The organism is Desulforhopalus glucosivorans (assembly GCF_054397165.1).
The window spans coordinates 47,306-60,430 of sequence record NZ_AP044854.1 but is presented as its reverse complement, the minus strand read 5'-3'; the positions used below and the strand labels follow the sequence as shown (position 1 = coordinate 60,430).

14 protein-coding genes are annotated in these 13,125 nt (G+C 43.9%); 7 read left to right on the top strand and 7 right to left on the bottom strand.

Annotated features, from left to right (window positions below):
- Window positions 1–27 precede the first annotated feature (27 nt).
- Both ACX6CI_RS00285 and ACX6CI_RS00280 read left to right on the top strand, forming a co-directional pair.
- Window positions 28–741 (top strand): pseudouridine synthase, encoded by a 714-nt coding sequence (locus ACX6CI_RS00285; RefSeq protein ID WP_458776177.1) that lies wholly within the window; start codon window positions 28–30, stop codon window positions 739–741.
- A 222-nt stretch (window positions 742–963) separates the two neighbouring features.
- Window positions 964–1,248, top strand: a complete 285-nt coding sequence (locus tag ACX6CI_RS00280) for an HU family DNA-binding protein (protein ID WP_458776176.1) — start codon at window positions 964–966, stop codon at window positions 1,246–1,248.
- Window positions 1,249–1,347: 99 nt separating this feature from the next.
- Here ACX6CI_RS00280 and rimO read toward each other — a convergent pair whose 3' ends face one another.
- From rimO to hemL, 7 genes are all read right to left on the bottom strand, one after another.
- Entirely contained in the window at window positions 1,348–2,682 is a 1,335-nt protein-coding gene (gene rimO / locus ACX6CI_RS00275; RefSeq protein ID WP_458776175.1) for a 30S ribosomal protein S12 methylthiotransferase RimO, read from the bottom strand.
- 8 nt (window positions 2,683–2,690) lie between these two features.
- Window positions 2,691–3,425: a nucleoside phosphorylase gene (locus ACX6CI_RS00270; protein WP_458776174.1), complete on the bottom strand. Its 735-nt coding sequence runs from the start codon at window positions 3,423–3,425 to the stop codon at window positions 2,691–2,693.
- A 108-nt stretch (window positions 3,426–3,533) separates the two neighbouring features.
- Window positions 3,534–3,785: an ATP synthase F0 subunit C gene (atpE, locus tag ACX6CI_RS00265; protein ID WP_136814690.1), complete on the bottom strand. Its 252-nt coding sequence runs from the start codon at window positions 3,783–3,785 to the stop codon at window positions 3,534–3,536.
- Window positions 3,786–3,907: 122 nt separating this feature from the next.
- Entirely contained in the window at window positions 3,908–4,630 is a 723-nt protein-coding gene (atpB, locus tag ACX6CI_RS00260) for a F0F1 ATP synthase subunit A (protein WP_458776173.1), read from the bottom strand.
- A gap of 8 nt (window positions 4,631–4,638) precedes the next feature.
- The gene (locus ACX6CI_RS00255) at window positions 4,639–5,058 is read right to left on the bottom strand and encodes an ATP synthase subunit I (protein WP_458776172.1); all 420 of its coding nucleotides are present in this window, start codon (window positions 5,056–5,058) and stop codon (window positions 4,639–4,641) included.
- A gap of 8 nt (window positions 5,059–5,066) precedes the next feature.
- Entirely contained in the window at window positions 5,067–5,318 is a 252-nt protein-coding gene (locus ACX6CI_RS00250) for an AtpZ/AtpI family protein (RefSeq protein WP_458776171.1), read from the bottom strand.
- Between the two features lie 85 nt (window positions 5,319–5,403).
- Entirely contained in the window at window positions 5,404–6,696 is a 1,293-nt protein-coding gene (hemL, locus tag ACX6CI_RS00245) for a glutamate-1-semialdehyde 2,1-aminomutase (protein ID WP_458776170.1), read from the bottom strand.
- A 348-nt stretch (window positions 6,697–7,044) separates the two neighbouring features.
- On the opposite strand from hemL, the gene trxA reads away from it, so the two are divergent.
- From trxA to secD, 5 genes are all read left to right on the top strand, one after another.
- Window positions 7,045–7,371, top strand: coding sequence for a thioredoxin (gene trxA / locus ACX6CI_RS00240; RefSeq protein WP_458776169.1), 327 nt, complete (start codon window positions 7,045–7,047; stop codon window positions 7,369–7,371).
- Between the two features lie 285 nt (window positions 7,372–7,656).
- On the top strand, window positions 7,657–8,586 hold the full coding sequence (locus ACX6CI_RS00235; protein ID WP_458776168.1) for an NAD(P)/FAD-dependent oxidoreductase: 930 nt from the start codon (window positions 7,657–7,659) through the stop codon (window positions 8,584–8,586).
- Window positions 8,587–8,608: 22 nt separating this feature from the next.
- A complete protein-coding gene (locus ACX6CI_RS00230; protein WP_458776167.1) occupies window positions 8,609–9,433 on the top strand; it encodes an outer membrane protein assembly factor BamD in 825 nt (274 codons plus the stop codon).
- Window positions 9,434–9,623: 190 nt separating this feature from the next.
- Window positions 9,624–10,376, top strand: a complete 753-nt coding sequence (gene larB / locus ACX6CI_RS00225; RefSeq protein WP_458776166.1) for a nickel pincer cofactor biosynthesis protein LarB — start codon at window positions 9,624–9,626, stop codon at window positions 10,374–10,376.
- A gap of 170 nt (window positions 10,377–10,546) precedes the next feature.
- Window positions 10,547–13,114, top strand: coding sequence for a protein translocase subunit SecD (gene secD, locus ACX6CI_RS00220; protein ID WP_458776165.1), 2,568 nt, complete (start codon window positions 10,547–10,549; stop codon window positions 13,112–13,114).
- The last annotated feature ends 11 nt before the right edge of the window (window positions 13,115–13,125 follow it).

The following is a 13,125-nucleotide window of genomic DNA, read 5'->3' as shown; positions in this document are numbered from 1 at the left end:
TCGATAGATAAGGAAGCAGAGTTTATAATGACTGAACAGATACGTTTACAGAAATATCTCGCCCAGTGCGGCGTCTGCTCCCGCCGTAAGGCAGAAGAGTATATTGCCCAGGGACATGTCACCGTTGATAATGTCGTCGTAACAGAAATGGGTATTACCGTCACTCCCGGGGTTTCTAAAGTACGCTTTAAAGGTAAACCGCTGACAACCAAGGAACAACCTGTCTACTACCTGCTCAACAAACCTAAAGGGTACGTAACCACTCTAAAAGACCCCCAGGGACGACCCATTGTCACCTCACTCATCAAAGATTCTGCCCGACTTTTTCCGGTGGGCAGGCTTGATCTCGACACTGAGGGTGCGTTAATCCTCACAAACGACGGTGCACTTGCCCAAAAAATCCAGCACCCCAGCCATACAACTGACAAAACCTACGAGGCCCTCATCCGTGGTAACCCAACCCAGGAAGCAATCAAGCAACTGGAAAGAGGTATCCCCCTCGAGGGGAAGATGACCTCCCCTGCCAAGATTACCCGGCTTGGTAAAAAAGGCCGCAACACTCTCATTGAAATTATTATTCACGAAGGTAGAAAACGCCAGGTGAAGAAAATGTTCAGCTATATAAAACATCCAGTTCTGGAACTCAAAAGAACCGCCTACGGCAAACTACGACTTGGCAAACTCGGTATTGGTAAGTACAGGTCACTCAGCAGCTCAGATTTAAATCGTATCTTTTTTTAGAAATTTCTTTACAAATAGAAAAATAGCTGATTAAATCTAAATAGTTAGGAGTTCGGTATATTTTAACCCTCTGCGCAGTCAGCAACTAAGATACTGATTTTACAATATTTTTTCACGCACCAACTGTACATGCAGAGCCACCACTAACTATTCGCGTAACTTTACTATATAAATGTGAAAGCATAAGCCCATAAATTGATTTTCGGAAACAGGAGTCAACGTATGAACAAGTCAGAACTCATCGAGGCATTAGCGCAGGATATAAATATACCTCATCGAGAGGCCGCTGCAATTACCAATACAGTAATTGACACCATGACAGATGCTCTTGCAAATGGTGAAAGTATAGAAATACGAGGCTTTGGAAGTTTTGTCATAAAAGAATATGAATCATACGAAGGACGCAACCCTAAAACCGGAAAAAAAATTCAGGTTAAACCTAAAAAACTACCTTTCTTTAAGGTCGGAAAGGACCTGAGAGAAAAAGTAAACGCAGGCAAGAAATAGATCTGCCGCCTCACAAAACAGACGACAATACCAGATGGTATAAACAGTTAGAACCATCTGGTATTACCTCTCGTACTTATCGCAGGAGTTCTTTTTCACCTACTCCACAACTCCACCAACAAGATCATATATCTGTGCCTGGGTTACCTCTACCTTGACGATATCCCCTGGACTTGCCTGTCCGTCATTAATATAGACGCAACCATCAACTTCAGGTGCCTGAAACATACTCCGCCCCTCAAGCAAGAGATCTGTCTCAGCGGAAAAACCATCAACAAGTACATCTATTGTCTGACCAATGTATTTCTGTTGAATAGAGGCTGAAAGTTCTGCCTGTAATTCAAGCAAGTGATTCATTCTGGATATTTTAACTTCTTCTTCTATCTGATCCGGGTAATGCTCTGAAGGGCAGCCTTCCTCATTGGCATATGGAAACACTCCGACATGATCTAAGCGCACCTCTTTCATAAATTTCTCTATCTGCAGAAATTCTTCACCAGTCTCTCCTGGGAAACCAACAAGAAAGGTGGTTCGAATAGCAATATCAGGAACCTTTGCCCGTATTTTCGCAACAAGTTGCACCAAATGATCATAACCGTATGGCCTGTTCATACGCTTTAAAACTCTATCGTTTACATGCTGAAAAGGAATATCAAGGTACGGCACTATACGGCTGCTGCTTGCCATGAGTTCAAGCAGTGAATCAGTCAGCCCGGTGGGGTACAGATAGAGAAGGCGAAACCAGTCAATGGAAGTTTTATCGAGTAATGCCTGCATCAAGGACTCAATATTTGTAACTCCGTGGAGATCATTACCATACGCAGTACTATCCTGGGCAATAAGAGACAGTTCTCTCACGCCCTTTGCCTCGAGAAGCACTGCTTCTTTAACGAGATCGTCCTCTGCCCTACTGCGTAGTCTGCCTCTAATACTTGGAATCATACAGTAGGAACATCTGTTGTCACAGCCTTCAGTGATCTTCAACCAGGCACGGTAGTTTGGTGTTGTGAGCTGTCTTGGACTGGTACTCTCCATTAAAAAAGTGTCTGGCAGGATAAGCTTGTCTGTAATTTTACCAGCTGAAAAGTCGTCTAAAATACGTCCAAGCTCAGTTGGCCCTTCTGTTCCTACAAAAAGATCAACCTCCGGTAACTCGTGGACAAGAGTTTCTCTATAGCGTTGAACAAAACAACCGACCACGACAATTACTTTACCGGGGTTCTGTTCTTTTAATAAAACAAGATCCAGTATCTCGGTTATGGCTTCTTCAACGGCTGGCTGAATAAAACCGCAGGTATTTACGATGAGAAATTCGGCTTCTTCAATCTCATTTTTAACGGTGTATCCCTGCTCGGCAAGCGCACCTAACATAACTTCAGAATCAACTAAATTCTTTGCACAACCAAGACTAATTAAATGAAATGTAGCTGCCATTTTCTTATCTACCTACCAAATTGATTTGTTATGAGCAACTGCCTGACATGCGTTGCATTTTTCTTAAACTCTTTATTGGTGAAACCTGGGCGCCACGACTGCCCCCAAATCTCATCAGAAACCACTAACACCGCGCCAAATTCAATACCTCGAAAACGTGCAACGCTGCAAAGAGCCGAAAATTCCATATCAACAGCAGCAACACCTTGCTCTTTATGTAATTCATGAAGATAGCTTCTTTTTTCGCGGTACACCGCATCCGTTGACCAGACAGTTCTATCATGAACAGTAACGCCGCCACCTGTCAGGACCGACACGATCCTGTTTCTAAGCTCTGTATTGACAGTCAGACTGGCTTGGGCTTCATTATAATACTGGGAGGTCCCCTCACCTGAAAGAGCAAACTGAGGGACAAGTACATCGCCTATACGGAGATCCCTTGCAACAGCACCACACCAACCGAAGAGAATAATTCGTTTTGCTCCTAAAGCAATGAGTTTTTCCATGGTCATAGCGGCCATTGGGGCACCAATTGCGGGCCCTGCTAGAAATTTTTCATCACTTACCACATAGAGCTGTGAATTAAAGAGAAATCTCGACTCACCGCCTTCTTTTTGCACCTTGCCCATTTCAAGTGAGGCTTCAGTGGGATTGACGAAGAATACACCTTCATCCGGAATCTCTTTTTCATTCTTATTTCGCCTGGGTGTTATCACTACATCCGGGTCCTGGGGATCTGTCATGTTTTAGGCCTCGAATTTTCCAAAATTTTGAACGAAAAAAAAGGGACTGCAGAAATATCTGCAGTCCCTTTCAACGATTATACAACAACCGTAAATTCGTCTTTTCTCTTATCCAAGTAGTGGATTAGCATAAAGAAGAATCAAAGAAATAACCAGTCCGTAAATAGCAACAGACTCAGCAAGTGCCATACCAAGAATCATGAAAACCATGAGCTTTGGCTGAACTTCTGGGTTACGTGCAAGACCCTGACAAGCGCCGTTTCCAACAGAACCGATACCGATACCCGCTCCAAGACCTGCAAGACCGATTGAAAGAGCTGCACCTACACAAATTAAAGCTAACTGAAGATTTCCTTCCATTGTTTTCTCCTTAAAAAATGTTTTGAGTTTGGCCTTCTTCTTATTTTCTAAACTACCTAAACTACGTTATTCTTATTAAAAAAAAGAGCGGGAAGCCGAAGCAAAGTTCGGCCCCTCTCTTATTAATGTGCGTGTTCCTGTGCCTGGGAGAAATATACAACTGTCAACAGAACAAAAACCATTGCCTGTACAACAGATACCAGAACACCAAGAATCATAATTGGTAGAGGTGCAAAGAATCCACCGGCTAGCATAAAGAGGATTGCAAGCAGGGTCTCTTTCGCCATGATATTACCAAACAGACGAATAGAGAGTGAAAGAAGCCTTGCAAAGTTACTGATGATCTCAATAGGTAACAGCAGGGGCACGAGCCACCATACAGGTCCCATGAAGTGTTTGTAGTAACCCAAACCATGGGCTTTAAAACCAATAACATGGTGACTCAACCATACGATAACAGTCAGGGCAAGCGTTGTGTTAAGGCTTGAGGTCGGGGACATAAATCCCGGAATAAGACCAATGAGGTTTGCTACTGCAATATAGAGTGCAAAAGTCGCAATCATTGGGAAAAACTTATCAGTCATCTCCCTTCCCATATTATCGGCAAAAAAGTCGTCCATTCCACCAATAATGAGTTCCCAGAAATTTTGTCCGTTACCGGGGACCATCTCAAGATTACCAAGAGTCAACTTGGAAACCAGAAACAAGAAAGCCATAACGAGCCAGGTATACGTCATATAGGGCGCACACAACTGTTCAAGCAACCCGTGCCCGACAGGTCCATGGGGAACTGGCAGTCCCAGTTTCTCGAGAATAATCGAAATAAATAGTATCGGATGTTCCATAACGCCTTTTACCTCCCTCTGAAGAAGTAGTCCCAGGTCACCTGTATCGAAATATAAGTGACGGTAAGTACTACCGTTGACAAACCTAAAATAAGCCCAAAGATATTGACCATTTGACCCTTAATCAGAACCAACAGCACAATACCTATAATTATAATTCGTAGCCAGAAGCGAAGCAGATACCCCTTCTGTTCCTGCTTACTCTGTGCTTTTCGGTCATCAAGGGATCCAAGAGATGTTACTGATTCGACCAGTCTCAAGACACCTTTATTGGCAATCCAGAAACTGAATATCGAAATAATCCCTCCAACCAATACAGACCAGGCAAAAAACAATGAGGAAAAAATCGCCGATACAAGTGTCATTACTGCGAGGATACATCCTCCTATCACCTGCATTTTTTCAAGAGACAATGAACCTTCAGTCAAACCATCCTCTATTTATTCTGGTCTTTCTTTTCATCGGTATCCTTATTGCGCCAAAGGACTTCCAGCAATGTTTTATACGCTGCTGCAATACCAAAAGCAAGACCGATGAAAGTGAACCACGGAGCAGTACGACCATCAAAAACCTTCTGGTCGAGATAAATACCGCCAAACAAACCAATTAAAATTGCAGCAGCAAAGGTAAACCCAATGTGCCCGTAATTGGCAAGCAGATGAACAAATTCTTTTTTAACACCCGACATTTGATTCACCTACATTTTAAGAACAAGAATCCGTAGAACATAACGGACTTTGATATCACGACTACCCACTATAGTCAATAAATTTTCACATTTCGAGCAATTTTTTGAATGACCATTCAGTCATTTCTATAGCCTTTTCAAGGTCTTTTTCCGACTGTGCATCAGAGATAAAGGCTACTTCGAATTGTGATGGGGCAAGATAAATCCCCTGACCAAGCATTTGACGATAATGCACAGCATATCGCTCAGCATCTGCTTTCATAGCCGAGTCAAAATCAGTTACAGGAGTTGTTGTAAAAAAACCGGTCATAAGGCTACCAACCCTGTTGAGTTGTACCGGAACACCGGTTTTTTCTGCGACCCCATTAAGACGCCCCGCATAATCTGCTGCCTTATCCTCAAGATTTTTATAAAAATTTGGCTGCTTCAATAGTTTAAGAGCTGCAATACCCGCAGCCATAGCAAGAGGATTACCCGATAAGGTTCCAGCCTGATACACAGGTCCATCCGGGGCAATACAATTCATGATTTCAGCCTTACCACCATAGGCACCAACAGGCAGCCCCCCACCTATGATTTTACCAAGGCAGGTCAGATCAGGCGTGACATTATAGAACTCCTGTGCTCCACCATAACTCAATCTAAAGCCAGTAATAACTTCGTCAAAAATGAGGACAATACCCAGTTCACTGGTAAGTGATCTCAGCTTCTCAAGAAATCCCTTAGCGGGAGGTACGCATCCCATATTACCTGCAACAGGCTCTACGATAACACAGGCGATATCGATGTTTTGATCACGAAGGGTCTTTTCCAGAACTTCTACATTATTATAAGGTATGGAAATCGTGTTTTTCACGATGTCATCAGGCACTCCAGGGCTACCGGGAATACCGAGCGTTATAACACCAGAACCAGCCTTTACAAGAAATGAGTCGGCGTGTCCGTGGTAACAACCATCAAATTTGATAACAACATTTTTGCCGGTATATCCCCTGGCAAGACGCACTGCACTCATGGTAGCTTCGGTGCCTGAGTTAACAAATCGAACTTTTTCAATGGAGGGAACTGCATCCACAACCATCTCGGCCAAGTCAATTTCAAGAGGTGTTGGCGCGCCAAAACTTGTACCTAAAAGAGTCGTTGATGTGATAGCATCAACGATATCAGGGTGTGCATGACCTAAGATCATAGGTCCCCATGAACAGACAAAGTCCACATATTGGTTTCCATCAGCATCCGTAAGAGTAGCCCCCTTAGCCTCTTTTATAAACACCGGATCGCATCCAACCGAGCGACATGCTCTTACAGGACTATTCACTCCTCCGGGAATAACTTTTTGAGCCTGCTTGAATAGTTGAGATGATTGAGTACAGTCCATGTCCTTCTCCTTTTAGTCAGATCCAAGCTGACATAATTTGTAAATCCACCGTCGTATACAACACCGTCGTATATGATAGAGGTGAAATATTTTAATATTGAACAAGAGGCGCAATATAGCACGCCTCTACTTTTTCTGTCAAACTGAGACCCTTGATTTTTTTTTTTTGATGCGCATTGTAGGAAATCGCGTTAGTTCTGCCATTTTACCAATGTACAGGCACATTTTTCTGCTTGTCAGCTTATTGGTCAAAAGGTACAGTAGGTGAAGTTTTCCCGCCCCCGAAATTGGGTGCATATTCACCATTGAATTCATACTACAACACATCTTGCAAGAAAGGAGTTAACAATGGCAAACGATAAAGTCCTGCAATTAACTGATGCAGAATTTGACACCACCATCCAATCTGATCAACCTACTCTCGTAGATTTCTGGGCCCCCTGGTGCGGACCATGTAAAGCTATTGGACCTGTCATTGAGGACCTTGCTAATGAATATGATGGTAAAGTCACCATTGCCAAGATGAACGTCGACGACAACCCTGAAACACCGGGTAAATTTGGTATCCGTGCTATCCCAACTCTCATTCTTTTCAAGGGTGGAGAGGTTGTTGATCAGATCACAGGATCTGTTGGAAAGCCTCAGCTCGTTGCACTAATTGAAAAAGCTAATTAAGACAGTACACGGGAAAGGCCAGGATAAATACCATAAAGGGTATTTAAAATACAGAATCACAAAAGAATCGCCTGTCTTCAAAGTTTTAATTGCAGGTTTTCTGAAGTAAGGCACTCATTAGATTCAGGCTGTCTTCATGTTCGACAACTACCCGGTAAGCTGAAAATAAGCTGGGAGGTACTTACCTTTACACAGTTCAATTGCATAAATATGAATTGAACTCTCAGGTAAGAGCATCGCACGAAGACAGCCTTTTTTATTCGTTACAACAGACACATTTAAATAATGAAAGAACATTACGAACTGATCATTTTAGGTGGCGGCCCTGCTGGGTTAACTGCAGGGCTCTATGCTGCGCGGGCAAGACTCGATCATGTTATGATCGAAAAAGGTGCCCCTGGTGGGCAGGTTCTGCTCACAGACTGGGTTGACAATTATCCTGGGTTTCCTGATGGATGCACAGGTTTTGACCTCATTGAAAGTATGACCAGGCATGCCAAACGCTTTGACCTCAATATCGAACTGGCATGCGTGACCAAGGTTGACCTTGATCAGGGCGACAAGAAAGTGTTGCATCTTGAAGATGGTAGTCAGGTTACCTGTGAGGCACTTATTCTATGTAATGGTGCCAGCGCTAACACGCTCAACGTTCCAGGGGAGCTGGAAATGCGGGGTAAAGGTGTATCATACTGCGGTACCTGCGACGCTCCTTTTTATCGTAATATGCATGTGGCAGTTGTAGGTGGTGGCAACACAGCTATCCAGGAAGCAGAATACCTCACAAAATTTGCAAGTAAGGTAACTGTTATTCATAGACGTAACGAACTACGTGCCACTAAAATCGTTCAGGAAATTGCCTTTGCAAATGAAAAGATCGATTTCATCTGGGACAGTACTGTCACCTCAATTGAAGGTGATACAGGAGTTGAGAGGCTCAATCTCTTGAACAGGGACGGCAGTACTTCAGTTCTTGAAGTTGAAGGAGTATTTGTTTTAATTGGTGTGACTCCAAACAATGAGGGACTTCCGCTTGACACGTTAAAAGCTGACAAGTGGGGCTTTATTCCAACGGATATTGAATCACGGACCTGCGTTCCCGGAGTTCTCGCCGCAGGCGATATCTGTAGCAAGGATGTACGTCAAATTGTAAATGCAGCAGGTGAAGCAGCTGTTGCTGTTCTCGCAGCTGAGGCCTACATACAAAACAATAAATAATCTTAGCCTAAACGGGTCTACAATGGGATTGAGACATTGCTTATCATCAAAAGCGTTCATTGCCTTCTTTATTGTATCGTCACTGCTCTTTCAGGGTGGCTGTTCGTCACTGAAAGAGACCTTTAACTTCACTTCCATTGACGAAGATGGTAATGAGGTTGGACCTCGTGATATCAACCTGCCAGCCAAAAAGCTTATTGAACAGGGCATGGAGGACTATTCCGTTGGTAAATATTTCTCTGCTATTGAATTTTTCGAAGAAATCCTCAATCGCTACCCCTTTAGTAAGGAAGCTACCCTTGCTGAGCTTAAAGCTGCCGATTGCAGTTACTACCTTGGTCGATATGTCGAAGCACTCCTGCTCTACGAGGAATTTGAAAACAGGCATCCCACCAATGAAGGGATACCCTATGTCATGTTCCAGAAGGCCATGTGCAACTACAAACAGATTGATCGCATAGACCGGGACACTTCCGGTGCTGAAAAGTCCATAGCTCTCTTCAGGCAACTGCTTAAAGCGTATCCTTCTTCACCATATACTGAAGAAGCAGAGTCCAGAATTAAATCAGCGACTGAGTTTCTTGCCAATCACGAATATTTTGTGGTTGAATTTTACATCAGAAGTGCCAAATATGATCAGGCTGTGGTTCGCCTCAAGTATCTTTTGAGTGCATACCCTGATTCCAGTATTGCTCCGGAAGCCAGAGAACTACTCACACGAATTGAAGCGGGTGATCCACCCAAATCCCGTATCACCTCTTGGTTTCCAAAGGTAGAGATACCCGACTGGAATTTGTTTGGGCGTGAAGATGAAGCGGACAGCACAGTGGAGCCAGCACAACGTTAGTGGCTCTTATTCAGGCAGGCAGGAAGATATAGAAGCACAATCAAATGACTTGTTGAGTCATCTAAGCTACTTAATATACATTTATTTTTTCGTTTTATGCAGTAAGCATCTTAACCGTAGTTTACTCTTGTAAACTACGGTTTTTTTGATCGCCCTACTCGTATCTCCATTACTATAACTATATGTGATCATGAACCCAGAAGACCTAACCAGCCTGCTGCATCAGTTCAAAAATGGTAACCACACCTTAGACGAGACAGTCAGCCGTCTCAGTTCAATGCAGGCTGAAACAATGACCGACGCATGCATTGACCACCAGCGCCTATGGCGCACGGGGATTCCTGAGGTTATATATGGGGCGTCTAAATCTGCACAACAGATAACGACCATAGCAAGAGCCATGTTGCAAAGAAAAGGGCCTGTTCTTGCTACGAGAGTTTCTAAAGAAAAGGCACGACTCATCACACAGGAACTCCCCGAACTTCAATACCATGATAACTCCCAGATACTCATTGGTAATGCCGTAAAGCCAAGTCCCGATACGTACCGAGGAAAAACCGTTGTAGTATCCGCAGGGACCTCCGACATCCCAGTCGCTGAAGAAGCACGACTGACCCTACAAGCCTTCGGTCATCCCGTTGAAAAGCTCTATGACGTCGGTGTTGCAGGGTTACACAGGATCCTGGGACAAAAGCAATTGCTTCGAGAAGCGTCTGCAGTCATTGTGGTGGCCGGTATGGAAGGCGCCCTGCCAACTGTTGTTGCAGGTCTTATCAGCGCTCCGGTCATTGCTGTTCCGACATCTGTTGGCTACGGCGCAAGTTTTGGTGGTATTGCAGCCCTTCTTGGAATGCTCAATAGTTGCGCCCCTGGAGTAGCTGTTGTCAATATTGACAATGGTTTTGGTGCGGCGTGCATGGCTGACGCCATAAACCGGTGCTGATTTCCCCACGCATCGTCTGTCTTACCCATTAGCTCCATCGTTTTTTTCCAATATTACCTGTCATAACCTTGCAAGATTCATGCATTGGGGTATAATCGCAAAGTTTGACATCATTGGCTTGTACAATAGATTAATACTGGTCGTAGATATAGATAACCTCAGGGATCTCAATGAACACATCATTAAAACTTAAACTTGCTTTTCTCATCTCCGTCATTGCCTTTTCCATAATGACTGTTGTCCCATCCTTTTATGCCAACACCCCCAGCTGGTGGAAAGACTATATGGCGCCAGAAGGTCTGCGCTTAGGACTTGATCTCCAGGGCGGCATGCACCTCGTGCTTAAGGTCAATCTGGAAAAAGCAGAAGAAAACACCCTAGAATTTGCGGCTTCTGACCTCAAGGACACCCTTGCAGATGAGTCTATCAGCGCGGTTCGCACCAGTTCCCCTGCCAAGGATACTGTGATATTTACTCTGCCAAATACCAGTACCATTGATACGGTTCAATCCCTGATTTCAGAAGATTTTCCTGATATCGATGCTCGGGTTGAGGCAAAAGATGGAAGTTTCCCTCGAATTTTTCTCTCTCTTAAACAAGAAAAGATTGATTACATCAAAACCAATGCTGTTGAACAATCTCTAGAAATTCTCAGAAACAGAATTGATCAGTTTGGTGTAGCTGAGCCAGTTATTATCCGCCAGGGAGCAGATGAAATTGTCATTCAGCTCCCCGGTGTAAAGGACCCCAAAAGAGCGTTAAAGCTTCTTGGAGATACCGCTCAGCTTGAGTTTAAGGTCGTAGCGGATGCAACAGGATTAAACCTGCCAGCCATTGTCAATACTGCAAAGAACAACAAACAGTGGCAGGATGGTGAATCCATGACCAAACTCAACCGGGCAATTGCTGGTCAACTCCCTGAAAACACGTCACTCTATTTTGAGAAAGAGATCGACAAGCAGACCATGCAGGAACGTCTGATCCCTCTACTACTGGAAAACAAGGTCCTCATGACAGGAGACATGGTTAAAGATGCCCAGGTACGAATTGGCGGCAACTTTAATGAGCCATATGTCAGTCTGGATATGACCAGTAGGGGCGGCAAGGTTTTTGCCCACATTACTGAACAAAATGTCGGAAAAAGAATGGCCATTGTCCTCGATGAGGTTGTCCGCTCAGCCCCTGTAATACGCGAGAGAATTCTTGGAGGATCAGCCCAGATAAGTGGTAGTTTTACCCACGAAGATGCAGCTGACCTAGCAATTGTACTGCGAGTTGGAGCACTACCTGCACCAGTTGATATCATCCAGAACATGACGGTTGGTGCCAGTCTAGGACAGGACTCCATTAATAAGGGTGTTTCTTCCGGAGTCTTTGGAGCTCTCATTGTCCTCGGATTTATGATCATCTACTACCGCCTCTCTGGTATTGTTGCAAACAGTGCACTTATCCTGAACATCCTGCTACTCTTCTCGGGACTCGCGATCCTTAATGCAACTCTAACCCTTCCAGGTATAGCGGGTATTATTCTCTCTATTGGTATGGCTGTTGATGCCAACGTACTTATTTTTGAGAGGATGCGTGAAGAATTTTCTCTTGGAAAATCAGTACGCTCCAGTATAGATGGTGGTTTTGGTAAGGCATTCCTGACCATTGTAGATTCCCAGGTAACCACACTTATCACTGCCCTTGCACTCTTTATGTTTGGTACCGGTCCTATCAAAGGTTTTGCGGTTACCCTGTCCCTTGGTATTATCTTCAACCTTTTTGCTGCTCTCTTTTTCAGCCGCCTGATGTTCGACTTGCTCAACTCAGGAAAACCAATGAAAAAGCTGAACTTCATGATGATTTCCAAGAAGCCTAATATTGATTACCTTAAAATCAAAAATTTCACTTATGCCCTTTCTGCTGTGATGGTAGGTATCGGTCTTATCGCATTTATTCAGATCACCCGTGGTCAGGCAAACCTTGGTGTTGATTTTTCTGGTGGTTCACTCCTTCAGTATCAGGCACAGCAGGAATTTACCATGGCTGAGGTCAGAGATGCATTTCATTCTCAAGGCATGAAAGAAGTAAACCTGCAGGAAGTTGAAAATGAAAAACGTCTCATCGTCAAGTTAAAGAAATCTGAAGAAATTGTTGCCAATCTAAGCGAGCAGGTAGGAACTATTCTTTCAACATCACTTCCGGATAAAGGATTTACTCTGGAAAGCCAGTCTGAAATTGGATCATCCGTCAGTTCTGATATGCGCAATAAGGCAATACAGGCCATTATGATATCTCTTGCCGGGGTTATCATCTATCTGGCCTTCCGCTTTGATATTAAGTTTGGACTTGCAGCAGCTGCAGCGACCTTCCATGATGTACTTGTGGTCTTAGGTATCTGCTACTTACTCGATATTGAAATAACCTTACTTATTGTGACTGCTCTTCTTACCCTTGCAGGTTACTCACTCAACGATTCAGTTGTTGTCTTTGACCGCATTCGAGAAAATCTAAAAAAACCTGATAGCGGCTCCCTTGGAAACGCAATTAACAACAGTATCAACCAGGTACTGAGTAGAACAATCGTTACATCTCTCACCACCGGTATCGTATTATCAGCCCTCTTTTTCCTTGGCGGTGCGGTAATACACGACTTTGCCTTTGCTCTACTTGCTGGTGTGGCGGTTGGAACCTACTCATCGATTTTCATAGCAAGTCCTCTTCTTACCCTTTGGGATAAGAAGACTGCTTAAACTGATACTGT

Coding starts and splice junctions, on each gene's coding strand:
- ACX6CI_RS00285 (WP_458776177.1), top strand. CDS start 28: ATGACTGAACAGATACGTTTACAGAAATATCTCGCCCAGTGCGGCGTC.
- ACX6CI_RS00280 (WP_458776176.1), top strand. CDS start 964: ATGAACAAGTCAGAACTCATCGAGGCATTAGCGCAGGATATAAATATA.
- rimO (WP_458776175.1), bottom strand. CDS start 2,682: ATGGCAGCTACATTTCATTTAATTAGTCTTGGTTGTGCAAAGAATTTA.
- ACX6CI_RS00270 (WP_458776174.1), bottom strand. CDS start 3,425: ATGACAGATCCCCAGGACCCGGATGTAGTGATAACACCCAGGCGAAAT.
- atpE (WP_136814690.1), bottom strand. CDS start 3,785: ATGGAAGGAAATCTTCAGTTAGCTTTAATTTGTGTAGGTGCAGCTCTT.
- atpB (WP_458776173.1), bottom strand. CDS start 4,630: ATGGAACATCCGATACTATTTATTTCGATTATTCTCGAGAAACTGGGA.
- ACX6CI_RS00250 (WP_458776171.1), bottom strand. CDS start 5,318: ATGTCGGGTGTTAAAAAAGAATTTGTTCATCTGCTTGCCAATTACGGG.
- hemL (WP_458776170.1), bottom strand. CDS start 6,696: ATGGACTGTACTCAATCATCTCAACTATTCAAGCAGGCTCAAAAAGTT.
- trxA (WP_458776169.1), top strand. CDS start 7,045: ATGGCAAACGATAAAGTCCTGCAATTAACTGATGCAGAATTTGACACC.
- ACX6CI_RS00235 (WP_458776168.1), top strand. CDS start 7,657: ATGAAAGAACATTACGAACTGATCATTTTAGGTGGCGGCCCTGCTGGG.
- ACX6CI_RS00230 (WP_458776167.1), top strand. CDS start 8,609: ATGGGATTGAGACATTGCTTATCATCAAAAGCGTTCATTGCCTTCTTT.
- larB (WP_458776166.1), top strand. CDS start 9,624: ATGAACCCAGAAGACCTAACCAGCCTGCTGCATCAGTTCAAAAATGGT.
- secD (WP_458776165.1), top strand. CDS start 10,547: ATGAACACATCATTAAAACTTAAACTTGCTTTTCTCATCTCCGTCATT.